This window comes from Burkholderia ubonensis (assembly GCF_001718695.1).
Lineage (GTDB): Bacteria > Pseudomonadota > Gammaproteobacteria > Burkholderiales > Burkholderiaceae > Burkholderia > Burkholderia ubonensis_B.
On record NZ_CP013420.1, the window covers coordinates 529,556 to 552,544 of the forward strand.

Below are 22,989 nucleotides of genomic sequence, written 5' to 3' on the forward strand. Positions count from 1 at the left end.
CGCCAGGTCGACGCCTCCCGTTTCGCTTTTTTCCCGCCCGCTGTTGTAATATCGGGCGTTTTGTCCAATACACACCCCGTCACGCATGCTCGATTTCTTCCGTAATCACCAGCGCCTGATGATGGCGCTCCTGCTCCTGATCGTGTTGCCGGGGCTGGGTTTCGTCGGGATCCAAGGCTTCCGCGGCTTCTTCGATGAAAGCGCGAACGTCGCGGCGGTCAACGGGCACAAGATCACGCGAGTCGAATTCGACGGAACATACCGTCAGCAGATCGATCGCGCGCGTCAGGCGCTCGGCGCGCAGTTCGACCTGAAGTCGTTCGACACGCCCGAGCACCGCAAGGAAGTGCTCGACGGCCTGATTCAGCAACGCGTGCTGGCCGACGAGACGCAGCGCCTGCACCTGACCGCGTCCGACAACGCGGTGCGCGAGGCGCTGCTGGGCGACCCGATGATCGCGTCGCTGAAGAAGCCGGACGGCTCGATCGACGTCGAGCGCTATGCGCAACTGCTGTCGTTCCAGGGCATGACGCCCGAGCAGTACCAGGAGCGCGTGCGCTACAGCCTGGCGCTGCAGCAGATCCCGGCCAGCATCGTGTCGAGCGCGTTCACGCCGAAGAGCCTCGCGCAACGGCTGTCCGAACTCGCCGCGCAGCAGCGTGAAGTGCAGTCGCTCGTGCTGAAGACGAGCGACTACGCGTCGAAGGTGCAGCCGACCGACGCGCAGCTCGCGGCCTACTACGACGCACACAAGCAGAGCTTCGCGACACCCGAGACCGCGACGATCCAGTATCTCGTCTATTCGCCGGCGGCGGCCGCGGCGAACGCGCAGCCGACCGACGCGGACATCAAGAAGTTCTACGACGACAACCCGACGCACTTCCGCACCGAAGCGCAGGTGCGCGTGAGCCACATCTTCATCGCGGCGGCCGGCGACGCAAGCGCCGCGGACAAGGCGGCTGCGAAGGCGAAGGCCGAGCAACTGCTCGCCGACGTGAAGGCGCATCCGGACCAGTTCGCGCAGATCGCACAGAAGAGCTCGCAGGACGCGCCGTCGGCGGCGAAGGGCGGCGACCTCGGCTTCATCACGCGCGGCTCGACCGCGGGCGGCAAGGCGTTCGACGATGCCGCGTTCGCGCTGAAGCAGGGCGACGTGAGCGGCGTCGTGCAATCGGATCTGGGCTTCCACATCCTGAAGGCGACCGAAGTGAAGCCGGCGGCCGTGAAGCCGTTCGCGGAAGTGAAGGATGCGATCGCTGTCGAGCTGAAGCAGCAGTATGCGTCGAAGGCGTTCTCGGACAACGCGGAAGGCTTCACGTCGACCGTCTACGAGAAGGCGAAGAGCCTGCAGCCGGCCGCGGACAAGTACAAGCTGACGATCCAGACGGCCACCGTCACGCCGACGCCGAACCCCGCACTGCCGCCCACGAGCCCGCTGAACAACGCGAAGTTCCTGGCTGCGGTGTTCGCGACTGACTCGGTGAAGAGCCGGAACAACACGCAGGCGATCGACATCGGCAACAACACGCTGATCTCGGCGCGCGTGACCGACTACAAGCCGGCCGCCGTGCCCGCGCTCGACGCGATCAAGGATGCGGTGCGCCAGAAGGTGATCGCCGAGCAGGCGGCGGAACTCGCGAAGAAGGACGGCGCGGCAAAGCTCGCCGAGCTGCAGAAGTCGAAGTCCACTGACGGCTTCACGCCCGCGCAGAAGGTGTCGCGCACGCAATCGCAGGGGCTGACGCCCGCGGCGCTGAGCGCGATCTACAAGGTCGATGCGAAGGCGCTGCCGGCCTACGTCGGCGTCGATCTCGGTGCGGACGGCTATGCGATCTACCGCGTGAATGCGGTGATCCCGGGTTCCGCGGTCGATCCGCAGCAGCTCGCGGCCGCGCAGCAACAGATGGCGCAGGTCGACGCGCAGAGCGAAGGCGAAGCCTATCTGGCCGCGCTGCGCGACCGTTCGAAGGTGAAGCTGTACGGCACCACGCAGAGCCCGTCGCAGGACAGCGGCAACTAACTGAGCCGACGGCGGCGGCGCGTTGAAGCGCCGCTCGGCCGCCGGCAAGCGAAACGCCTCGCTCGCCGGTCAGGCTCACAATGACAAGAAGCCCCGCATCCGCGGGGCTTCTTGCATTTGGGCGATCGTGGTCGCGACCGCGCCAGCGACCGCGCCGCTCAACCGCGCGGCGTGCCGAGCAGCGGCTTCAGCGACGGCCACACGTTGTCGAGCAGCACGCCCTGCGCCTGCCGGGTCGGATGGATCTGGTCGGCCTGGAACATGTCGGGCCGGTTCTCGATGCCGGCCAGCAGGAACGGCACGAGCGGGACGCCGAGATCCTTCGACAGCCGCGTATAGATGCCGTGGAACTTCTGCGTGTAGTCGGGGCCGTAATTGGGTGGCACGAACATGCCGACCAGCACGACCTTCGCGCGCGCGCGCTGCGCGTCGGCGACGATCTCGCGCAGGTTGCGTTCGGTCGTCGCGAGCGGCACGCCGCGCAGTGCGTCGTTCGCGCCGAGCTCGACGACGACGATCGCGGGCTTGAGCCGCGCGAGGACGGCGGGCAGGCGGGCGCGCCCGCCGCTCGTGGTGTCGCCGCTGACGCTCGCGTTGGCGACGCTATAATCGATCCGCTCGGTGGCGAGCCGTTGCCGCAGCAGCGCGACCCATCCGGTATCGCGCGGCAGCCCGTATTCGGCCGACAGGCTGTCGCCCAGCACGACGAGCGTGGGCCGGCCCTCAGGTGCGGCCGGCGCGGCGCTCGCCGCGCGCGCGGGCACGGTCGCTGCGCACAATGTAGCCAGCAGCGCGGCGAGCGCCGTGCGCCTTTTCCAGCGGAATGTCGTATCCATGCTCAAGATTAGCGATCCGATCATCGAAGTCCATCACGTATGCAAGCGTGTCGCCGATGCGACGGGCGAGCTGACGATCCTCGACGGCATCGACCTGACGGTGCGCTCCGGCAGCAGCCTCGCGATCGTCGGCGCGTCGGGGTCCGGCAAATCGACGCTGCTCGGCCTGCTTGCGGGGTTGGACAGCGCGACGAGCGGCACGGTTCGGCTGCTCGGCCAGCCGCTCGACCAGCTCGACGAGGACGGGCGCGCGGCACTGCGCAACGGCGCGGTCGGGTTCGTGTTCCAGTCGTTCCAGCTGATGCCGCATCTGACCGCGCTCGAAAACGTGATGCTGCCGCTCGAGCTGCAAGGCGGCGTCAGCGCGCGTGACGCGGCCGACCGCGCGCGGGCGCTGCTCGTGCAGGTCGGGCTCGGCGAACGCACCACCCACTATCCGAAGCTGCTGTCCGGCGGCGAGCAGCAGCGCGTCGCGCTCGCGCGCGCGTTCGTCACCCGCCCGTCGATCCTGTTCGCCGACGAGCCGACCGGCAGCCTCGATGCGGCGACCGGTCATGCGGTCATCGACCTGATGTTCGAACTCAATCGCACGCACGGCTCGACGCTCGTGCTCGTCACGCACGATCCGGAGCTCGCGCGCCGCTGCGCGACGACGGTGACGCTCGACGCGGGGCGGATCGCGGCGCCGCGCGCGGCACAGCACGGCGCCTGACGGATCGTCGACGGCCCGGCCGCGCGTGCATGCGCGGCCGGTGCGCGTCAGCGCTTGAGCGCGGCGCGCGCGCGGGCGATCAGCGCGGTGGTCGATGAATCGTGCTTTGCCGGATCGACCGCCTCGGCGGCCAGGTCGGCCTCGACCACCTTGCCGAGGATCTTGCCGAGCTCGACGCCCCACTGGTCGAACGGATTGATCTGCCACACCGACGCCTGCACCAGCACCTTGTGCTCGTAGAGCGCGATCAGCGCGCCGAGCGAGCGGGGCGTCAGCGCGTCGACGAGCAGCGTCGTCGTCGGGCGGTTGCCGGGGAACGTCAGGTGCGGCGCGAGCGCCTCGTTGCCGGGCCCGGCGACCTTGCGCGCTTCGTCGAGCGTGCGGCCGAGCATCAATGCCTCGCTCTGCGCGAAGCAGTTCGCGAGCAGCTTCGGATGATGGCTCGCGAGCGGATGCTCGGGCGTCAGCACCGCGACGAAGTCGATCGGCACGATCGTCGGCCCCTGGTGCAGCATCTGGAAGAATGCATGCTGGCCGTTGGTGCCCGGCTCGCCCCAGGTCACGGCGGACGTCGGGTAGTCGACGAACGTGCCGTCGAGGCGCGCGGACTTGCCGTTGCTCTCCATCTCGAGCTGCTGCAGGTACGACGGCAGGTAATGCAGCGCTTCCGAATACGGCGCGACGAGGTAGCTTTGCGAGCCGAAGAAGTTGCGATACCAGATGCCGATCATCCCGAGCAGCACCGGCAGGTTGCGCTCGAGCGGCGCTTCGCGGAAATGGCGGTCCATGTCGTTCGCGCCGGCGAGCAGCTCGTCGAACTGTTCCGGGCCGATCGCGATCATGATCGATAGGCCGACTGCCGACCACAGCGAGTAGCGGCCGCCGACCCAGTCCCACATCTCGAACACGTTGTTCTCGTCGATGCCGAACCGGACGACCTCGGCGGGGTTCGCCGACACGCCGACGAAGTGCTTCGACAGCGCGTCCCCCGGGCAGCCCTTCGCGACGAACCAGTCGCGCAGCGAGCGCGCGTTCGTCATCGTCTCGAGCGTCGTGAAGGTCTTCGACACGATGATCGCGAGCGTCTCTTCCGGATCGACCTGCTCGAGCACGCGCGCGAGATCGGCGCCGTCGACGTTCGACACGAAGTGGGTCGAGATCTCGGGCGTCGCGACGTGGTGCAGCGCGTGCACGACCATCTTCGGGCCGAGGTCCGAGCCGCCGATGCCGATGTTGATCACGTGGCGGATGCGCTTGCCGGTGTAGCCGGTCCACGCGCCGCTGCGCACGGCGCGCGCAAACGTCGCCATCTTTGCGCGCTCGGCGCTGACCTGCGCATGGAACGGCGCAAGCGGATCGGTCGCGCGCAGCGCGGTGTGCAGCGCCGCGCGGCCTTCGGTCGGGTTGACGACGTCGCCCGCGAACATCGCGTCGCGGCGCGCCTCGACGCCGGCGTCGCGCGCGAGCTGCGCGAGCAGGCGCACGGTCTCGTCGGTGATGCGGTTCTTCGAGAAGTCGGCGGCGAGGCCGCCGCCCGAGAGCGTGAAGCGCTCGGCGCGGGTGGGCGCGGGATCGTTTTCCGGGGCAAACCAGTCGCGCAACCGGGCGTTGCGGATCTGTTCGAAGTGGTTTTGCAGGGCAGTCCAGGCGGGGAACGATTTCAGCGTCATGGCGGTTCGTGTGAAGCGTGAATCGAGGAATGCCGCGCCGGCGCGTCGGAAGCGGACCGCCGGCGGACGAAGGGCCCGCCGTGCGGCGGGGGACTCAGTATAGCGGCGTTATGTGTCCGCGCGCGTCGACGGGTAAAAAAGGCGATTGATCAGCGTGCGCACCGTCGGCGCGAGCTCGCCCGCCGTCAGGCCGGCCGGGCCCGTGCCGTTCGCGACCAGCGTGTCGGCCGCGAGGCCGTGCAGGTAGACGCCCGCGAGCGCGGCGGCGTACGGGTCGGCGCGCTGCGCGAGCAGCGCGCCGATCAGGCCGCCGAGCACGTCGCCGGTGCCGCCCGACGCGAGCGCCGCGTTGCCGGTCGGATTGACCGTCAGGCGGCCGTCGGGCGCGGCGATCACGGTGCCGGCGCCCTTCAGCACGACGACGCTCGCGAAGCGCGCGGCGAGCGCGTGCGCGGCGTCGAGGCGGTCGCGCTGCACGGCCGCGGTGTCGCAGCTGAGCAGCCGGGCCGCCTCGAGCGGATGCGGGGTCAGGACGCACGCGCGGCCGTGCGCGCCGCGCGCCGCGACCGCTGCCGCGAGATCGGCGTGCGCGGCGACCAGGTTCAGCGCATCGGCGTCGAGCAGCGTGGGCACGTCGTGCGCGAGCAGGTCGCGCACGAGCGTCGCCGCGGCTTCGCGCGTGCCGAGGCCGCAGCCGGCCGCGACCGCGGTCATCGCATCGAGATCCAGCGCGTCGGCCGGATGCAGCATCAGTTCGGGAAACGGCGGGTCGTAAGGCGGCGCGTCGGCGCCCAGGAAGCCGACGTGCACCTTGCCCGCGCCGGCGAACAGCGCGGCGCGCGCGGCGAGGATCGGCGCGCCGCACATGCCGGTGTCGCCGCCGATCACGGCCAGGCTGCCGAACGTGCCCTTGTGCGACGCGAACGCGCGCGCGGGCAGCGCGGCGGCGAATCGTGCCGGGGCGTTCAGCGTCACCGCGGGCGCGGCCGGCGACGGGACGTCGAGCGACGCGACGGCGATCTCGCCGGCGAGATCGCGGCCGTCGCCCATGTAGAGGCCCGGCTTCGCGCCGATCAAGGTCAGCGTATGCGTCGCGGCGACCGCGGCGCCCGCGCCGACGATCCTGCCGGTGTCGCTGTCGAGCCCGCTCGGCACGTCGAGCGCGAGCACGCGGCCGACGGTGCGCGCGCGCGTGGCGATGCGTCCGGCGAGGTCCGCGAACGCGCCGTCGAGCGCGCGGCCGAGACCGATGCCGAACAGGCCGTCGACGACCCATGCGTAGCCGTCGAGCGAGGCGGGCGGCTCCGCCGAGACCGGCACGCCGGCGGCGCGGGCGACGCCGAGCGCCCATTGCGCGTCGTCGGGCTTCACCGCGACGGGCATCCACACGTGCGTCGCGACGCCGAGCCGCTGCAGTTCCGCCGCCGCGACGAGCGCGTCGCCGCCGTTGTTGCCGGGGCCGACCGCGAACCAGACGGGGCGGTCGTCGCCGCCCACGCGTTCGGACAGCCAGCGCGCGGCGGCGGCGCCGGCGCGCGCCATCAGCGTGTGCGGCGGCAGCGCCGCGGCCGCGGCGGTTTCCGCGGCGCGCAGGTCGGCGACGCGCAGCAGGGCGATCGGAGCGGCGGCGAGGGGCGGGTGGGCAGTGGTGGTCATCGCGGGGTCGTGGTGCGGAGCAAGGAGCCGCCCCGGACGTCGGCCCGCGGCGGTCAGGTCGTGAAGCGTGCGGCGCCGAGCGCGGCGAGCGTGTCGGCGGGCCAGTGCTGCGTGGCGCCGCCGATGTAATCCGCCACCACTTTAGCAGACCCGCATGCGAGGCCCCAACCGGCCGGGCCGTGCCCGAAATTGGCGAACACGCGCGGATGCGAGGTCGGGCCGACGACCGGCAGGCCGTCCGGCGACAGCAGCTGCGTGCCCTGCCACGACAGCGCCGCGGAGATCTTCGCGGCGCCGGGCACCCAGTCGTGGACGGCCTGGCCGAGCAGCGCGAGCGCGGCCTCCGACAACGGTTCGGCGAGCGGCCGCGCGGTGTCCGGCAGGCTCTGCAGCACCGCGCCGCCGCCGACGCGCAGCCGCTGGTGGGTGCGGGTCATCGCGATGCGCTTGATCGAATCGACGACGGCCAGGTGCGGCGCGTGTTCGACGTAGGCGACCGGCGCGGTCAGCGTGTGGACGCGCACCGGATGCAGCGGCACGCGCATGCCGAGCCGCTCGAGCAGCGCGAGGCTGCTCGCGCCGGCGGCGACCACGATCGCGTCGGCGGAAATCACGTCGACCTCGCGCGCCTTCGACGCGCGCCGGTCGCCGCCCGGCGGCGCGAGCTCGACCGCGGCGCGGCCGGCGTCCGCGCGGATCGCGGCGACTTCGGCGCCGAAGCGGAACTGCACGCCGTGCTCGTCGAGCACCTGCTTGACCAGCTTCGTGAACAGCGGGCAGTTCGCGGTGCGCTCGCTCTCGAGCAGCACGCCGCCGGCGAAGCCGGGCTCGGCGGGCACCGACGGCTCGAGCGCCGCGCATTCGGCGGCCGTCAGCACGCGGTGCGGCAGGTCGAGCGTGCGCAGCAGCTCGAGCGCGGGCTGCGCGGCCTCCCAGTCGCCGGCGTCGCGCACGACGTGCAGCACGCCGGTCTTCTGCTCGAAGTCGAGATCGAAGCGGGCTTCGATGTCGGCGAGCGCGTCGCGCGACGCGTCGACCAGCGGGCGCAGCCGTGCGTACTGGGTGGCGAACGCGTCGGGCTCGCGCAGCTCGCCGAGCCGCTTCACGAAGCGGCGCACGCCGCCGTTCAGCCCGGGCTTATAGACGATGCCGCTGTCGCGCGGCTGGCGCTGGCGCATGAAGGTCGGCCCGAACCACACGTCGAGCGGGCTCGGCAGCAGCGTGCCGCCATCGCCGTAGGTCGCGCCTTGCGCGACGGTCGCGTGGCGTTCGACCACGCACACGCGATGGCCGGCCGCGCGCAGCTGGTAGGCGGTGGCGACGCCGCTGATTCCGCCGCCGATGACGATGACATCCATGGATTGCTTCGATGACGGGCGGCCGTCCGGCCGCCCGGTGGGTGATTCGCGTGACGGGCCGCGGGGCCCGGTGAACCGGCAATGATAGCGCCAAACCGGCGGCGCGCGGCCCGCGACCGGTTCGGGCACGCCCGGCGCGCGCCGCGGACGGGTTTGGGCGCCCGACTTCCGGGTATAATTACGGCCTTCCTTTTGCCCCACGTCGCCACCGTGCGCGACTCATCGACGTCAGTCCAGCCCATGGCTCACTTCTCGTGTTTTCCCGGCGCTTCGGCCCTCTCCGATTTCCGTCAAACCCGTCTGCTCGATACGCTCAGGCAAATCGACGCCAACATCGTCGCGGTGCGCGGCCAGTACCTGCACTTCGTCAATGCCGCCGAGCCGCTGTCGGCCGATGACAGCGCACGCATCGACGCGCTGATGCACTACGGCGCGCCGTTCGAGCCGGCGGCCGAGAAGGGCGCGGCCGAGACTTTCGTCGTGCTGCCGCGCTTCGGCACGGTCTCGCCGTGGGCGAGCAAGGCGACCGACATCGCGCAGCACTGCGGCCTCACGCACGTGCGCCGCATCGAGCGCGGCGTCGAGTACACGGTCACGCTGAAGTCGGGCCTGCTCGGCGGCAAGAAGGCGCTGTCCGACGACGCGCGCGCCGCGGTCGCGGCTGCGCTGCACGACCGGATGACCGAAAGCGCGGTCACGTCGCGCGACGACGCGAAGCACCTGTTCGACGAGCTGCCGGCCAAGCCGCTCGCGACGGTCGACGTGCTCGCGCACGGCCGCGGCGCGCTCGAGCGCGCGAACGTCGAGCTGGGCCTCGCGCTCGCCGACGACGAGATCGACTACCTGGTCGACGCGTTCCGCAAGCTCGAGCGCAACCCGACCGACGTCGAGCTGATGATGTTCGCGCAGGCGAACAGCGAGCACTGCCGCCACAAGATCTTCAACGCGCAGTGGACGATCGACGGCGAAGCGCAGGACATGTCGCTGTTCGCGATGATCCGCAACACCGAAAAGCTGAGCCCGCAAGGCACGATCGTCGCGTATTCGGACAACTCGTCGATCATGATGGGTGCCGAAGCGGAGCGCTGGTTCCCGCGCGGCGCGGGCGCGGCCGGCGAGCCCGGCGAGCGCTACGGCCGCCACACCGAGCTCACGCACACGCTGATGAAGGTCGAGACGCACAACCACCCGACGGCGATCTCGCCGTTCCCGGGCGCGGCGACCGGCGCGGGCGGCGAAATCCGCGACGAAGGCGCGACGGGCCGCGGCGCGCGTCCGAAGGCGGGCCTGACGGGCTTCACGGTGTCGAACCTCGACCTGCCCGACGCGCGCCAGCCGTGGGAAAACGCACGCGACGCCGCGCAGCCGGTGGCCGAGCGCAACCCGAACGAGCAGCACGGCCCGTACGGCCGCCCGGACCGCATCGCGTCGCCGCTGCAGATCATGATCGACGGCCCGCTCGGCGGCGCCGCGTTCAACAACGAATTCGGCCGCCCGAACCTCGGCGGCTACTTCCGCGTGTACGAGCAGAACGTCGGCGGCCAGGTGCGCGGCTATCACAAGCCGATCATGATCGCGGGCGGCCTCGGCAACATCTCCGACGCGCACACGCACAAGCACGATGTGCCGGCCGGCTCCCTGCTGATCCAGATCGGCGGCCCGGGCATGCGGATCGGCATGGGCGGCGGCGCGGCGAGCTCGATGGCGACCGGCGCGAACACGGCCGAGCTCGACTTCGACTCGGTGCAGCGCGGCAATCCGGAAATCGAGCGGCGCGCGCAGGAAGTGATCAACGGCTGCTGGCAGCTCGGCGACGAGAACCCGATCCTGAGCATTCACGACGTCGGCGCGGGCGGCCTGTCGAACGCGTTCCCCGAGATCGTCGACGGCGCGGGCAAGGGCGCGCGCTTCGAGCTGCGCAAGGTCGCGCTCGAGGAGTCGGGCCTGTCGCCGCGCGAGATCTGGTCGAACGAGGCGCAGGAGCGCTACGTGCTGGCGATCGCGCCGGCCGACCTGCCGCGCTTCGAGGCGATCTGCGCGCGCGAGCGCTGCCCGTTCTCGGTGGTCGGCGTCGCGACGGACGAGCGCCAGCTGCGGCTCGTCGACGACCAGGCGACGGGCGCTGACGAATACCCGGTCGACATGCCGATGGAAGTGCTGCTCGGCAAGCCGCCGCGCATGCACCGCGACGTCACGCGCGTGAGCACCGAGCGCGCGCCGGTCGACGTGACGGGCGTCGCGCTCGCACAGGTCGCCGTCGACGTGCTGAAGCACCCGACGGTCGCGAGCAAGTCGTTCCTGATCACGATCGGCGACCGCTCGGTCGGCGGCACGTCCGTGCGCGACCAGATGGTCGGCCCGTGGCAGGTGCCGGTGGCCGACTGCGCGGTGACGGCGCTCGACTACGCGGGCTTCAGGGGCGAGGCGATGACGATGGCCGAGCGCACGCCGCTCGCCGTGATCGACGCGCCGGCGTCGGGCCGCATGGCGGTCGGCGAGGCGATCACCAACATCGCGAGCGCGCCGATCGCGTCGCTCGACAAGCTGAAGCTGTCCGCGAACTGGATGGCCGCGTGCGGCACCGCCGGCGAAGACGCCGCGCTGTTCGACACGGTGAAGGCGATCGGCATGGAGCTGTGCCCGGCGCTCGGCATCGGCATCCCGGTCGGCAAGGACTCGCTGTCGATGAAGACGAAGTGGGACGAGCAGGGCGTCGCGAAGGAAGTGGTCGCGCCGGTCTCGCTGATCATCTCCGCGTTCGCGCCGGTCGAAGACGTGCGCCGCCACCTGACGCCGCAGCTGCAGCGCGTCGCCGACGCCGGCGACAGCGTGCTGATCGCGATCGACCTCGGCCGCGGCAAGAACCGGATGGCCGGCAGCATCTTCGCGCAGGTCACGCAGCAGGTCGGCGACGCGACGCCGGACGTCGACGATCCGGAAGACCTGAAGCGCTTCTTCAACGCGATCCAGTCGCTGAATGCGCGAGGCTTGCTGCTTGCGTACCACGACCGCTCGGACGGCGGCCTGTGGGCGACGGTCTGCGAAATGGCGTTCGCGGGCCACGCGGGCGTGTCGCTGAACGTCGACATGCTGACGCTCGACGCCAATCATGAATCCGACTACGGCGACGCGAAGGACTGGGCGAAGCAGACGAGCGGCCGCCGCGAGGACCGCACGCTGCGCGCGCTGTTCTCGGAAGAGCTCGGCGCCGTCGTGCAGGTGCGCGCGGCGGACCGCGACGCGGTGCTCGGCGCGCTGCGCGAGTTCGGGCTGTCGACGTGCTCGCACGTGATCGGCTCGGTCAACGAGCGCGACGTGATCGAGGTGTACCGCGACGCGAAGAAGATCTACGACGCGCCGCGCGCCGAGCTGCATCGCGCGTGGGGCGAGGTGAGCTGGCGCATCGCGCGCCTGCGCGACAACCCGGCCTGCGCGGACGCCGAATACGACGCGCTGCTCGACGCGGCCGACCCGGGCATTTCGCCGGTGCTGACGTTCGAGCCGGCCGACGACATCGCCGCGCCGTACATCGCGACGGGCGCGCGTCCGCGTGTCGCGATCCTGCGCGAGCAGGGCGTGAACTCGCACCTCGAAACCGCGTATGCGTTCGACCGCGCGGGCTTCGACGCGCACGACGTGCACATGAGCGACCTGCTCGCGGGCCGCGCGACGCTCGCCGACTTCACGGGCGCGGTCGCGTGCGGCGGCTTCTCGTACGGCGACGTGCTGGGCGCGGGCGAGGGCTGGGCGAAGACGATCCGCTTCAACGCGAACCTCGCCGACATGTTCTCGGCGTTCTTCGCGCGGCAGGACACGTTCGCGCTCGGCATCTGCAACGGCTGCCAGATGCTGTCGAGCCTCGCGTCGATGATCCCGGGTGCGGACGCATGGCCGAAGTTCACGCGCAACAAGTCCGAGCAGTTCGAGGCGCGCTTCTCGTTCGTCGAGGTCCAGTCGTCGCCGTCGATCTTCTTCGCGGGGATGGAAGGCTCGCGGATTCCGGTCGCAGTCGCGCACGGCGAAGGCTATGCGGACTTCTCGCAGCAGGGCGACATCGATCGCGTCGCGGTCGCGATGCGCTACGTCGACCATCGCGGCAACGCGACCGAGAGCTATCCGTTCAACCCGAACGGGTCGCCCGCCGGCATCACGTCGGTGACGACCGCCGACGGCCGCTTCACGGTGCTGATGCCGCACATGGAGCGCGTGCACCGTACGGTCACGATGAGCTGGCACCCGGAAGGCTGGGGCGAGGCGAGCCCGTGGCTGCGCGTGTTCCGCAACGCGCGCCGCTGGATCGGCTGACGCGACGCGATGTTCGATCCGCATGCGCCGGTCGACGTCGTCACGCTGCGCGACGAGCGCGCGAGCGACGTCGCGGCGATTGCCCGCGTGATCGCCGCGGCGTTCGCGGCTGCGCCGCAGCACGGGCAGTTCGAGCAGCGGATCGTCGACGCGCTGCGTGCGGACGGCTGCCTCAGCGTGTCGCTCGTCGCGGAGCGCGACGAGCGCATCATCGGGCACGTCGCGTTTTCCCCGGTGACGATCGGGACAGTCGGCGACGGCGGTGAATCGGGCTGGTACGCGCTCGCGCCGCTCGCGGTGCTGCCCGACTGCCAGCGGCAAAGCGTCGGCGCGGGGCTCGTGCGCACCGGTCTCGATGCGCTGCGGCGGCTCGGCGTGCGCGGCTGCGTCGTGCTCGGCGAGCCCGCCTATTACGCGCGCTTCGGCTTCGGGCCCGCGGGCGACATCGTGTTTCCGCAGGCGCCGCCGGAATACCTGATGGTGCTGCCGTTCGATGCCGCCGCGCCACGTCCGGCGGGTGAAGTGCGGTATCACGCGTCTTTCCACGCGTAGCGGCACTGCGCATCGCCGCTGGCCAAACGAAAAAGCCGCTCCGTGGAGCGGCTTTTTCGTATGCGGCGCAGCGTGGCGTTACTGCACCTTGGCCTGCTGCCGCAGGCTTTCCTCGAACGCCTGCAGCTTCTGCTGGACCATCTGTTGCGCGATCTGCGGCTTGACCTGGTCGAACGGGGGCGGCGCGACGCTGCGGACGTCGTCGACGCGGATGATGTGCCAGCCGAACTGGGTCTTCACCGGTTCGTCGGTCATCTGGCCTTTCTGCAACTTCGTCGCGGCCGCCGCGAATTCCGGCACGTACGCCTTCGGATCGGCCCAGTCGAGATCGCCGCCGTTCTTGCCCGAACCTGGGTCCTTCGAGTATTGCTTCGCGAGATCCTCGAACTTCGCGCCGGCCTTGATCTTCGCGATCAGGTCCTTCGCCTGCTGCTCGTTGTCGACGAGGATGTGGTGCAGGTGGAGTTCGCGGTTCGCGGCACCCTTCACCAGTTCGTCGTAGCGCGCCTTCACTTCGGCGTCGGTCGGCTGGTTTTTCTTCAGGAAGTCTTCGATCAACGCGCGCAGCACGACGGTCTGCTGCGCGACGGCGACTTGCGCCTTCACGTCCGGACGGTTCGGGATGCCGCGGCGAATGGCTTCCTGCATCAGGATTTCGCGGTTCACGAGTTCCTGGCGCACGGCCTGCTGCATCTGCGGGCTGTCGGGCTGGCCTTGCTGGACCAGCTGCGCGACCATCGCGTCGGCGCGCGACTTCGGAATCGGCGTGCCGTTGACGACGGCGATGTTCTGGGCGAAGGCCGGCGCTGCTGCGAGAGCGGCCGCTGCGGCCCACAGGCGGGGGGATTTCAGGATCATCGGGAATTCCTAATGAGACGACTAGATTGAAGATTCGTTGAATTCTTCGGGCGTGTACGCGACGATCGCGAGCGCGTGAATGCCGCGCTGCATCGCATCAGCGAGCGCATCATACACCAGCCGGTGCCGGGCGACGCGCGCCTTGCCGGCGAATGCGGCGGACACGATCGTGACCGTGTAGTGGCCGCCGGCGGCCGCGCCCGCGTGGCCCGCGTGCTGCGCGCTGTCGTCGCGCACCGCGAGCGACACGGGCGCGAGCGCGGCGGTGAGGCGCGCCTCGATCAGCGCGATGCGCGCGTCGGGCGATGCGTTCAGGAAGGCATCGCTCATGTCACTCGTCCTTCAGGTATTTTGCGAGCCAGAGGCTCTGCAGGATGATGAACACGACCATCGCGCCCGTCGTGCCGAACAGCTTGAAGTTTACCCACTGCGACTCGGTGAAGTTGCGCATCACGTACAGGTTGACCGCGCCGAGCGCCGCGAAGAACAGCGACCATGCGACGTTGAGCCTGTCCCAGACGGGGTGCGGCAGCGTGAGCTGCTTGCCCATCATTTTCTCGATCAGGTTGTTGCCGAACGCATAGCGCGCGGCGAGCAGGCCGATTGCAAATAGCCAGTAAAGCACCGTCAATTTCCACTGAATGAATTTCTGGTTGTGCAGCACGAGCGTCGCGCCGCCGAACACGACGATCAGTCCGAGGCTGACCCACTGCAGCGTGTCGACCTTCCGGTGCCGGAACGCCACCCACGCGACTTGAACGAGCGTCGCGACGATCGCGACGGCGGTCGCGGTGAAGATATCCCACACCTTGAAGGCGGCGAAAAACAGGATGATCGGAAACAGATCGAACAAAAATTTCATGATGATCGCAGCTGCGTGAAAGGCCGCTTGCGCGGCCTTTCACCGTGGTGGGGACCCGCGGGGCGCTACCGCCGGGAGCGGCGCAGCGGGCGACGCTGTGCCGATCGATCCGCGCGGTGACGCTCATTCGTTTTCGGGTCGGGAGTCGAAGTTTAACGCAGCCGAATTGATGCAGTACCGCAAGCCGGTCTGGTCGCGCGGGCCGTCCTCGAACACGTGGCCGAGATGCGCGCCGCAGTGGTTGCAGCGGACCTCGACGCGCACCATCCCGTGCGTGTAGTCCATCACTTCCTCGATCACTTCGCTGTTGAGCGGCTTGAAGTAGCTGGGCCAGCCGCAGCCGGAATGGAATTTCGCGCCGGATTCGAACAGCGGCGTGCTGCATACGACGCACTTGTAGATGCCGGCGTCTTCCGTATCGGTGTATTCGCCGGTGAATGCGCGCTCGGTCGCCGCGTGCTGCGTGACCTCGTACTGCATCGGCGTGAGCCGGCGGCGCAGTTCCGCGTCGTCTTTCTGGTACGGATAGGACTTGTCGTCTGAATCGTGGGACATGGGTCGTTTCTCCTGATGGAACGGTCGGGACGCGGGCGTCACGACGAGCAGCTCACTTCGAGCGAGCCGGCCCAGTCGGGCGGAAGCGCCGCGTACGACGCGTATTCTGGCTGTTCGTCGAACGGCCGGCGCAGCACCTGCGCGAGCCGTTCGACTTCGGAAAAATCCTTCTCCTTCGCGTGCCGGATCGCGATCTCGGCCAGATGGTTGCGCAGCACGTACTTCGGATTCACGCGGTTCATCGCGGCGGCGCGCGCCGCATCGTCGCGTGCTTCCTCGGACAGGCGTGCGCGGTAGAGGTTCGCCCATGCGTCGAACGCGTCGCGGTCGATGAACAGGTCGCGCACCGGCGCATCGCGGCTCGCGTCGTGCTTCGACAATTGCGACAGATGGCGGAACGTCAGCGTGAAGTCCGCATGGCTCGCGTGCATGACCTCGAGCAGCCGGTTCGCAAGCGCGGCGTCGCCGTCGCGTTCGGCCTCGAGGCCGAGCTTCGCGCGCATCAGGCGTTCGAGCGCGGGGCCGAAGCGTTCCGGAAACTTCGCGAGCACGGCCTGCGCGTCCTCGACCGCGCGTTCGGCGCGCGCGTCGTCGGCGGCGATGTCGTGCTGCAGCCCGATCAGCGGCAGCAGCGCCTGCGCGAGGCAGTAGCAGTTCCAGTGCGCGATGCGCGGCTGCATCCGGTACGCGTAGCGGCCGTGCGTGTCGGAGTGGTTGCAGATGTGGTTCGCGTCGAACGCGTCGACGAAGCCGAACGGGCCGTAGTCGATCGTCACGCCGAGGATCGACATGTTGTCGGTGTTCATCACGCCGTGGCAGAAGCCGACCGCCTGCCATTGCGCGACGAGGTCGGCGGTGCGCAGCGTCGCCGCTTCGAGCAGCGCGAGGTACGGATCGTCCGCGTCGCGGCAGGCCGGGTAGAAGCGCTCGATCACGTGATCGGCGAGCGCGCGCAGCAGGTCGGGGCGGTCGTTCGAGAAAAAGTGCTCGAAGTGGCCGAAACGCACGAAGCTTTCGGACACGCGCGTGACGACGGCCGACGTTTCGATTTCCTCGCGGACCACCGGCGCGTCGGAGCCGATCACGGTCAGTGCGCGCGTGGTCGGAATGCCGAGGTGATGCATCGCCTCGGAGCACAGGAACTCGCGGATCGACGAGCGCAGCACCGCGCGTCCGTCGCCCATTCGCGAGTACGGCGTGCGGCCGCTGCCCTTCAGCTGCAGCTCGTAGCGGCGGCCGTCCGTGCCGTCGAGCTCGCCGATGGTCAGCGCGCGGCCGTCGCCGAGCTGGCCGGCCCATACGCCGAACTGGTGGCCCGAATAGACCGACGCGTACGACATTGCCTCCGCGGGCCAGTCTCGGGTCGGATTGCCGGCGAACAGCTCGGCGAACTGCGGATGGCCGGCGAGCGCCGCCGGCAGCCCGAGCAGCCGCGCGACTTCGTCGGAGAAGCCGACCACGTAGGGGGCGGGCAGCGGCGCGGCCGGCAGGCGCGTATGAAATGCCGCGCCGAGCCGCACGAATGCGCCGTCGGCGGGCGCGCCGAGCGTGGCGGCAAGATCGGGGAGGTCGGGCAGGGTGTCAGCCGGATCGGCTGCGCTTCGGGAAAACGACATGTTGAGCGCCTCTGGTTTAGCCGATATTGTAAGGCGGCGCCGCGCCGCCCGCATGGCGGCGCGCCGGGCCGCGGCACCGGCCCGCGCCGTTGACGGGCTCGCGCCGGCCCGAGGCCGTACACCGATTCGCGTCCTTCCGGGGAGAACAAGACGATGGGCAAGCCGTTGCTGGGCCAGATGATGGACATGCCGCTCCTGGTGTCCTCGTTGATCACGCATGCCGCGCGTCACGCGGGCGCGGTCGAGATCGTGTCGAAGCGGATCGAGGGCGACCTGCATCGCTACACGTATCGCGACTGCGAACGGCGCGCGAAGCAGCTCGCGCAGGCGCTCGCGCGGCTCGGCGTCGCGGCGGGCGAGCGCGTCGGCACGCTCGCATGGAACGGCTACCGGCATCTGGAGGCGTACTACGGGATCAGCGGCATGGGCGCCGTCTGCCACACGATCAACCCGCGCCTGTTTCCCGAGCAGATCGCCTATATCGTCAACCATGCGGAAGACCGCTACGTCTTCTTCGACATCAATTTCGCGCCGCTCGTCGACGCGCTCGCGCCGCAATGCCCGCACGTGCGGGGCTGGATCGCGATGACCGACGCCGCGCACCTGCCCGCCGGCGCGACGCCGTTCCTGTGCTACGAGACGCTCGTCGACGCGGAGGACGGCCGCTACGACTGGCCGCGCCTCGACGAGCAGCAGGCGTCGGGGCTCTGCTACACGTCGGGCACGACCGGCAACCCGAAGGGCGTGCTGTATTCGCATCGCTCGACCGTGCTGCACGCGTACGGCGCGGCGCTGCCCGACGCGATGAACCTGTCCGCGATGGACGCGGTGCTGCCCGTCGTGCCGATGTTCCATGTCAACGCATGGGGGCTGCCTTACTCGGTGCCGCTCACGGGCGGCAAGCTCGTGCTGCCCGGCAAGGACCTCGACGGCAAGTCGCTGTACGCGCTGATGGAGGCCGAGCGCGTGACCTTCTCGGCGGGCGTGCCGACCGTGTGGCTCGGGCTGCTCGACTACATGCGCGAAGCGGGCGTGCGCTTCTCGACGCTCGAGCGCACCGTGATCGGCGGCTCCGCGTGCCCGCCGGCGATGCTGCGCACGTTCGAGGACGAGTACGGCGTGCGGGTGATCCACGCGTGGGGCATGACCGAGATGTCGCCGCTCGGCACGCTCGCGAAGCTGACCTGGGCGCAGTCGCAGCGTCCGCTCGACGCGCAGCGCAAGGTGCTCGAGAAGCAGGGGCGCGTGATCTGCGGCGTCGACATGCGGATCGTCGGCGACGACGGCCGCGAGTTGCCGTGGGACGGCGTCGCGTTCGGCGAGCTGCAGGTGCGCGGGCCGTGGGTGGTCGACCACTACTTCCGCAGCGACGCGTCGCCGCTCGCGGACGGCTGGTTCCCGACCGGCGACGTCGCGACGATCGATCCGGACGGCTTCCTGCAGATCACCGACCGCAGCAAGGACGTGATCAAGTCGGGCGGCGAGTGGATCAGCTCGATCGACATCGAGAACGTCGCGGTCGCGCATCCGGCGGTCGCCGAGGCCGCGTGCATCGCCTGCGCGCATCCGAAGTGGACCGAGCGGCCGCTGCTGGTCGTCGTCCTGCGGGACGGCGCCGACGTGAGCCGCGAGGAGCTGCTCGCGTTCTATGACGGCAAGGTCGCGAAATGGTGGATTCCCGACGACGTCGTGTTCGTCGACGCGCTGCCGCATACCGCTACGGGCAAGCTGCAGAAGCTGAAGCTGCGCGAGATGTTCCGGGATTACACGCTGCCGACGGCGGTCTGCTAGCAGTTGTTCCGCCCCCGAATCGCGTTCAAATTCAAATTGAACGACCGTGCTTTTTCGTTGTATGCTGCCTCCGTTCGTCTTGGACAAGCGGCTGTTCACCCGCGCACAATGAAGCGCAGCCACCCCGGCGCGCGATGCATGGAGGCAGACAGATGGCAGTGGATTACTCGATTCGCGACGGCGTCGCCGTCATCACGCTCAACAATCCGCCCGTCAACGGGCTCGGTCTGTCGACCCGGCTCGGCATCATGGAAGGGCTCGATCGCGCCGCGCAGGACCCGGCCGTCGCCGCGATCGTGCTGACGGGCGCGGGCCGCGCCTTCTCGGGCGGCGCCGACATCACCGAATTCAATACCCCGAAGGCGCTGCAGGAGCCGACGCTGCACACCGTGATCCGCACGGTGGAAGCGAGCGCGAAGCCGGTCGTGGTCGCGATCCACAGCGTCGCGATGGGCGGCGGCCTCGAGCTCGCGCTCGGCGCGCATTACCGGATCGCGGCGCCCGGCGCGCAGATCGCGCTGCCGGAGGTGAAGCTCGGCCTGCTGCCGGGCGCGGGCGGCACGCAGCGCCTGCCGCGCGCGGTCGGGCTCGAGACCGCGCTGAACATGATCGTGTCGGGCGCGCCGGTGCCGTCCGAGCAGCTCGCGAAGAGCGGGCTGTTCGACGCGATGGCCGAGGGCGACCTGCTCGACGCGGCCGTCGCGTTCGCCCGCAAGGTCGGTGCGCAGGCGGGGTCGCATCCGCGCGTGCGCGACCGCAAGATCGTCCACGAGAACGCCGCGGGCTTCATCCAGTTCGCGCGCAACTCGGCGAAGGCCGCCGCGCCGAACTTCCCCGCGCCGCACAAGTGCATCGACGCGATCGAAGCGGGCGTGCTGCACGGCTTCGACCACGGTGTCATCGCGGAGCGCGACGGCTTCGTCGCGCTGATGATGACGCCGGAAAGCCGCGCGCTGCGGCATGCGTTCTTCGGTGAGCGCGCGGCGAGCAAGATTCCCGACGTGCCGGCCGACACGCCGGTGCGCGAGGTCCGCCGGGTCGCGGTGATCGGCGCGGGCACGATGGGCGGCGGCATCGCGATGAACTTCGTGAACGCGGGCCTGCCCGTCACGCTGCTCGAAACGAAGCAGGACGCGCTCGAGCGCGGGCTCGCGACGATCCGCAAGAACTACGACGCGCAGGTGAAGAAGGGCAAGCTCACGCAGGAGAAGCTCGACGCGCGCATGGCGCTGATCACGCCGACGCTGTCCTACGCCGACCTGAAGGACGCCGACCTGATCATCGAGGCCGTGTTCGAGGAGCTCGGCGTGAAGGAGCAGGTATTCCGCCAGCTCGACGAAGCCGCGAAGCCGGGCGCGATCCTCGCGTCGAACACGTCGACGCTCGACGTGAACCGGATCGCCGCGTTCACGAAGCGGCCGCAGGACGTCGTCGGCATGCATTTCTTCAGCCCGGCGAACGTGATGAAGCTGCTCGAGGTCGTGCGCGGCGAAGCCACCGCGAAAGACGTGCTCGCGACCGTGATGGCGATCGCGAAGAAGATCCGCAAGACCGCGGTGGTGTCGGGCGTGTGCGACGGCTTCATCGGCAACCGGATGATCGAGCAGTACATCCGCCAGGCGCTGTTCATGCTCGAGGAAGGCGCGCTGCCCGCGCAGGTCGATCGCGCGATCGAGAAGTTCGGCTTCGCGATGGGCCCGTTCCGGATGAGCGACCTCGCCGGCAACGACATCGGCTGGGCGATCCGCAAGCGGCGCTATGTCGAGAAGCCGGACCTCCATTACCCGAAGATCGCCGATCGCCTGTGCGAGCAGGGCCGCTTCGGACAGAAGACCGGCGCGGGCTGGTACGACTACGCGCCGGGCGAGCGCAAGGCGAAGCCGTCGGCCCTCGTCGACGAGATGATCGTCGCGTATTCGCAGGAGCGCGGCGTCGAGCGGCGCAAGATCGGCGACGACGAGATCGTCGAGCGGCTCGTGTTCGCGCTCGTCAACGAAGGCGCGAAGATTCTCGAGGAGAAGATCGCGTCGAAGGCGTCCGACATCGACATGGTGTACCTGACCGGCTACGGCTTCCCGCTGTGGCGCGGCGGCCCGATGCTGTACGCGGACACGGTCGGCCTCTACAACGTCGAGCGGGCGATCCGCCGCTATGCGGCCGCCGCGAACGGCGACGCGTGGCAGCTCGCGCCGTCGATCGCCGAGCTCGCGCAGGCCGGACGCGGCTTCAACGGCTGACGGCGCTGCCGTGCTGCCGCGCGGCGCCTTTGGGAGAAACGCGATGAAACACACCGACGACGTTCTGCTCGTGATCGACGTGCAATACGACTTCATGCCCGGCGGCGCGCTCGCGGTGCCGGACGGCGACGCGGTCGTGCCGGTCATCAATGCGCTCGCCGCGCGTTTCGACCAGGTGGTGCTGACGCAGGACTGGCATCCGCGCGACCACGTGTCGTTCGCGGCGAACCATCCGGGGCGCGAGCCGTTCTCGACGCTCGCGCTGCCGTACGGCGAGCAGGTGCTGTGGCCCGTGCACTGCGTGCAGGGCACCGACGGCGCGGCGCTGCATCGCGACCTCGACATTCCGCACGCGCGCCTCGTGATCCGCAAGGGCAGCGACGCGCAGGTCGACAGCTATTCGGCCTTCGTCGAAGCCGATCGCACGACGCGCACGGGCCTTGCCGGCTACCTGCGCGAACTCGGCGCGAAGCGCGTGTGGTGCTGCGGGCTCGCGACCGACTTTTGCGTTGCGTGGTCGGCGCTCGACGCGCGGGCGGCCGGCTTCGACGCCGCGGTGATCGACGACGCATGCCGCGCGATCGACCTGAACGGGTCGCTCGCGAACGCATGGCAACAGCTGCAGGCGGCGGGCGTGACGCGGGTCGCGTCGGCCGGCGCGCACCCGGCGGCGTAGCGCATTCACTCATTCATCCAGGAAGCAGGAACAGGAAGGAGACTCGCATGACCGAAGCCGTAATCGTATCGACTGCGCGCACGCCGCTGGCGAAATCGTGGCGTGGGGCCTTCAACATGACGCACGGCGCGACGCTCGGCGGCCACGTGGTTTCCGCTGCGCTCGAACGCACCGGGCTCGACCCCGCGCGCGTCGAGGACGTGATCATGGGCTGTGCGAACCCGGAAGGCGCGACGGGCGTCAATATCGCGCGCCAGATCGCGCTGCGCGCGGGGCTGCCGGTGAGCGTGCCGGGCATGACGGTGAACCGCTTCTGCTCGTCCGGTCTGCAGACGATCGCGCTCGCCGCGCAGCGGATCATCGCGGGCGAAGGCGACGTATACGTGGCGGGCGGCGTCGAGTCGATCTCGTGCGTGCAGAACGAAATGAACCGGCACATGGTGCACGAGGGCTGGCTGCTCGAACACAAGCCGGAGATCTACTGGAACATGCTGCAGACCGCCGAGAACGTCGCGAAGCGCTACGGGATCTCGAAGGAGCGGCAGGACGAATACGGCGTGCAGTCGCAGCTGAAGGCGGCGGCCGCGCAGGCGGCCGGGCGCTTCGACGCCGAGATCGTGCCGATCACCGTGCGCGCCGGCATTGCCGACAAGGCGACCGGACGGCTCTTCACGAAGGAAGTGACAGTGTCGGCCGACGAAGGCATCCGGCCGGACACGACGCTCGACGGCGTGTCGAAGATCCGCTCGGCCGTGCCGGGCGGCGTGATCACCGCCGGCAACGCGAGCCAGTTCTCCGACGGCGCGTCCGCGTGCGTGGTGATGAGCGCCGATGCCGCGCAGAAGGAAGGCCTGCAGCCGCTCGGCGTGTTCCGCGGCTTCGCGGTCGCCGGCTGCGAGCCGGACGAGATGGGCATCGGCCCGGTGTTCGCGGTGCCGAAGCTGCTGAAGCAGGCCGGGCTGAAGGTCGAGGACATCGGCCTGTGGGAGCTCAACGAGGCGTTCGCGGTGCAGGTGCTGTATTGCCGCGACACGCTCGGCATTCCCGAGGACCGGCTCAACGTGAACGGCGGCGCGATCGCGGTCGGGCATCCGTACGGCGTGTCGGGCGCGCGCCTGACCGGCCACGCGCTGATCGAAGGCAAGCGGCGTGGCGTGAAATACGCGGTCGTGACGATGTGCATCGGCGGCGGACAGGGCGCGGCCGGCCTGTTCGAAATCGTCTGACCTTGGCGCAGCCGGCGTGTGTTGTTCGCCCGCGGGCTGCGCAACCGTCCGGGGGCTCT

The 22,989-nt window shown here is 69.8% G+C and carries 17 protein-coding genes; 8 read left to right on the forward strand and 9 right to left on the reverse strand.

Going from position 1 to position 22,989, the window contains the following annotated elements:
- Positions 1 to 85: 85 nt before the first annotated feature.
- Entirely contained in the window at positions 86 to 2,020 is a 1,935-nt protein-coding gene (locus WJ35_RS02455; protein ID WP_069238679.1) for a SurA N-terminal domain-containing protein, read from the forward strand.
- Between the two features lie 158 nt (positions 2,021 to 2,178).
- On the opposite strand, the gene WJ35_RS02460 is transcribed toward WJ35_RS02455, so the two are convergent.
- On the reverse strand, positions 2,179 to 2,856 hold the full coding sequence (locus WJ35_RS02460; RefSeq protein WP_069238680.1) for an arylesterase: 678 nt from the start codon (positions 2,854 to 2,856) through the stop codon (positions 2,179 to 2,181).
- On the opposite strand from WJ35_RS02460, the gene WJ35_RS02465 reads away from it, so the two are divergent.
- On the forward strand, positions 2,855 to 3,568 hold the full coding sequence (locus WJ35_RS02465) for an ABC transporter ATP-binding protein (RefSeq protein ID WP_060234974.1): 714 nt from the start codon (positions 2,855 to 2,857) through the stop codon (positions 3,566 to 3,568). The genes WJ35_RS02460 and WJ35_RS02465 overlap by 2 nt on opposite strands.
- Positions 3,569 to 3,615: 47 nt before the next feature.
- On the opposite strand, the gene pgi is transcribed toward WJ35_RS02465, so the two are convergent.
- From pgi to WJ35_RS02480, 3 genes are all read right to left on the reverse strand, one after another.
- Complete coding sequence (gene pgi / locus WJ35_RS02470; protein WP_060234973.1) at positions 3,616 to 5,238, reverse strand: glucose-6-phosphate isomerase; 1,623 nt, start codon at positions 5,236 to 5,238, stop codon at positions 3,616 to 3,618.
- 108 nt (positions 5,239 to 5,346) lie between these two features.
- Positions 5,347 to 6,894 (reverse strand): NAD(P)H-hydrate dehydratase, encoded by a 1,548-nt coding sequence (locus WJ35_RS02475; RefSeq protein WP_069238681.1) that lies wholly within the window; start codon positions 6,892 to 6,894, stop codon positions 5,347 to 5,349.
- Positions 6,895 to 6,947: 53 nt separating this feature from the next.
- On the reverse strand, positions 6,948 to 8,252 hold the full coding sequence (locus WJ35_RS02480) for an FAD-dependent oxidoreductase (protein ID WP_069238682.1): 1,305 nt from the start codon (positions 8,250 to 8,252) through the stop codon (positions 6,948 to 6,950).
- Between the two features lie 240 nt (positions 8,253 to 8,492).
- On the opposite strand from WJ35_RS02480, the gene purL reads away from it, so the two are divergent.
- Both purL and WJ35_RS02490 read left to right on the forward strand, forming a co-directional pair.
- On the forward strand, positions 8,493 to 12,557 hold the full coding sequence (gene purL, locus WJ35_RS02485; protein WP_069238683.1) for a phosphoribosylformylglycinamidine synthase: 4,065 nt from the start codon (positions 8,493 to 8,495) through the stop codon (positions 12,555 to 12,557).
- 9 nt (positions 12,558 to 12,566) lie between these two features.
- On the forward strand, positions 12,567 to 13,109 hold the full coding sequence (locus WJ35_RS02490; protein WP_060234969.1) for a GNAT family N-acetyltransferase: 543 nt from the start codon (positions 12,567 to 12,569) through the stop codon (positions 13,107 to 13,109).
- Between the two features lie 78 nt (positions 13,110 to 13,187).
- On the opposite strand, the gene WJ35_RS02495 is transcribed toward WJ35_RS02490, so the two are convergent.
- The 5 genes from WJ35_RS02495 to WJ35_RS02515 all read right to left on the reverse strand — a co-directional run bounded on the left by WJ35_RS02495 (position 13,188) and on the right by WJ35_RS02515 (position 17,000).
- Complete coding sequence (locus WJ35_RS02495; RefSeq protein WP_010092150.1) at positions 13,188 to 13,967, reverse strand: peptidylprolyl isomerase; 780 nt, start codon at positions 13,965 to 13,967, stop codon at positions 13,188 to 13,190.
- Positions 13,968 to 13,988: 21 nt separating this feature from the next.
- Positions 13,989 to 14,297 carry a BolA family protein gene (locus WJ35_RS02500; protein WP_045567664.1) on the reverse strand — a complete coding sequence of 103 codons (309 nt, stop codon included), beginning with the start codon at positions 14,295 to 14,297 and terminating at the stop codon, positions 13,989 to 13,991.
- A 1-nt stretch (position 14,298) separates the two neighbouring features.
- On the reverse strand, positions 14,299 to 14,829 hold the full coding sequence (locus tag WJ35_RS02505) for a septation protein A (RefSeq protein WP_010092152.1): 531 nt from the start codon (positions 14,827 to 14,829) through the stop codon (positions 14,299 to 14,301).
- Between the two features lie 123 nt (positions 14,830 to 14,952).
- Complete coding sequence (msrB, locus tag WJ35_RS02510) at positions 14,953 to 15,384, reverse strand: peptide-methionine (R)-S-oxide reductase MsrB (RefSeq protein WP_069238684.1); 432 nt, start codon at positions 15,382 to 15,384, stop codon at positions 14,953 to 14,955.
- Positions 15,385 to 15,422: 38 nt separating this feature from the next.
- A complete protein-coding gene (locus tag WJ35_RS02515; RefSeq protein WP_060234968.1) occupies positions 15,423 to 17,000 on the reverse strand; it encodes a protein adenylyltransferase SelO in 1,578 nt (525 codons plus the stop codon).
- A 153-nt stretch (positions 17,001 to 17,153) separates the two neighbouring features.
- On the opposite strand from WJ35_RS02515, the gene WJ35_RS02520 reads away from it, so the two are divergent.
- The 4 genes from WJ35_RS02520 to WJ35_RS02535 all read left to right on the forward strand — a co-directional run bounded on the left by WJ35_RS02520 (position 17,154) and on the right by WJ35_RS02535 (position 22,930).
- A complete protein-coding gene (locus WJ35_RS02520; RefSeq protein ID WP_060234967.1) occupies positions 17,154 to 18,791 on the forward strand; it encodes a 3-(methylthio)propionyl-CoA ligase in 1,638 nt (545 codons plus the stop codon).
- Positions 18,792 to 18,943: 152 nt separating this feature from the next.
- Complete coding sequence (locus WJ35_RS02525; protein ID WP_060234966.1) at positions 18,944 to 21,028, forward strand: 3-hydroxyacyl-CoA dehydrogenase NAD-binding domain-containing protein; 2,085 nt, start codon at positions 18,944 to 18,946, stop codon at positions 21,026 to 21,028.
- A 43-nt stretch (positions 21,029 to 21,071) separates the two neighbouring features.
- Entirely contained in the window at positions 21,072 to 21,704 is a 633-nt protein-coding gene (pncA, locus tag WJ35_RS02530; RefSeq protein WP_060234965.1) for a bifunctional nicotinamidase/pyrazinamidase, read from the forward strand.
- A 47-nt stretch (positions 21,705 to 21,751) separates the two neighbouring features.
- Positions 21,752 to 22,930 carry an acetyl-CoA C-acyltransferase gene (locus WJ35_RS02535; RefSeq protein WP_060234964.1) on the forward strand — a complete coding sequence of 393 codons (1,179 nt, stop codon included), beginning with the start codon at positions 21,752 to 21,754 and terminating at the stop codon, positions 22,928 to 22,930.
- Positions 22,931 to 22,989 lie beyond the last annotated feature (59 nt).

What these genes read in the sequence shown, in the direction of transcription:
- WJ35_RS02455 (WP_069238679.1), top strand. Translation starts at nt 86, where the DNA reads ATGCTCGATTTCTTCCGTAATCACCAGCGCCTGATGATGGCGCTCCTG.
- WJ35_RS02465 (WP_060234974.1), top strand. Translation starts at nt 2,855, where the DNA reads ATGCTCAAGATTAGCGATCCGATCATCGAAGTCCATCACGTATGCAAG.
- WJ35_RS02460 (WP_069238680.1), bottom strand. Translation starts at nt 2,856, where the DNA reads ATGGATACGACATTCCGCTGGAAAAGGCGCACGGCGCTCGCCGCGCTG.
- pgi (WP_060234973.1), bottom strand. Translation starts at nt 5,238, where the DNA reads ATGACGCTGAAATCGTTCCCCGCCTGGACTGCCCTGCAAAACCACTTC.
- WJ35_RS02475 (WP_069238681.1), bottom strand. Translation starts at nt 6,894, where the DNA reads ATGACCACCACTGCCCACCCGCCCCTCGCCGCCGCTCCGATCGCCCTG.
- WJ35_RS02480 (WP_069238682.1), bottom strand. Translation starts at nt 8,252, where the DNA reads ATGGATGTCATCGTCATCGGCGGCGGAATCAGCGGCGTCGCCACCGCC.
- purL (WP_069238683.1), top strand. Translation starts at nt 8,493, where the DNA reads ATGGCTCACTTCTCGTGTTTTCCCGGCGCTTCGGCCCTCTCCGATTTC.
- WJ35_RS02490 (WP_060234969.1), top strand. Translation starts at nt 12,567, where the DNA reads ATGTTCGATCCGCATGCGCCGGTCGACGTCGTCACGCTGCGCGACGAG.
- WJ35_RS02495 (WP_010092150.1), bottom strand. Translation starts at nt 13,967, where the DNA reads ATGATCCTGAAATCCCCCCGCCTGTGGGCCGCAGCGGCCGCTCTCGCA.
- WJ35_RS02500 (WP_045567664.1), bottom strand. Translation starts at nt 14,297, where the DNA reads ATGAGCGATGCCTTCCTGAACGCATCGCCCGACGCGCGCATCGCGCTG.
- WJ35_RS02505 (WP_010092152.1), bottom strand. Translation starts at nt 14,829, where the DNA reads ATGAAATTTTTGTTCGATCTGTTTCCGATCATCCTGTTTTTCGCCGCC.
- msrB (WP_069238684.1), bottom strand. Translation starts at nt 15,384, where the DNA reads ATGTCCCACGATTCAGACGACAAGTCCTATCCGTACCAGAAAGACGAC.
- WJ35_RS02515 (WP_060234968.1), bottom strand. Translation starts at nt 17,000, where the DNA reads ATGTCGTTTTCCCGAAGCGCAGCCGATCCGGCTGACACCCTGCCCGAC.
- WJ35_RS02520 (WP_060234967.1), top strand. Translation starts at nt 17,154, where the DNA reads ATGGGCAAGCCGTTGCTGGGCCAGATGATGGACATGCCGCTCCTGGTG.
- WJ35_RS02525 (WP_060234966.1), top strand. Translation starts at nt 18,944, where the DNA reads ATGGCAGTGGATTACTCGATTCGCGACGGCGTCGCCGTCATCACGCTC.
- pncA (WP_060234965.1), top strand. Translation starts at nt 21,072, where the DNA reads ATGAAACACACCGACGACGTTCTGCTCGTGATCGACGTGCAATACGAC.
- WJ35_RS02535 (WP_060234964.1), top strand. Translation starts at nt 21,752, where the DNA reads ATGACCGAAGCCGTAATCGTATCGACTGCGCGCACGCCGCTGGCGAAA.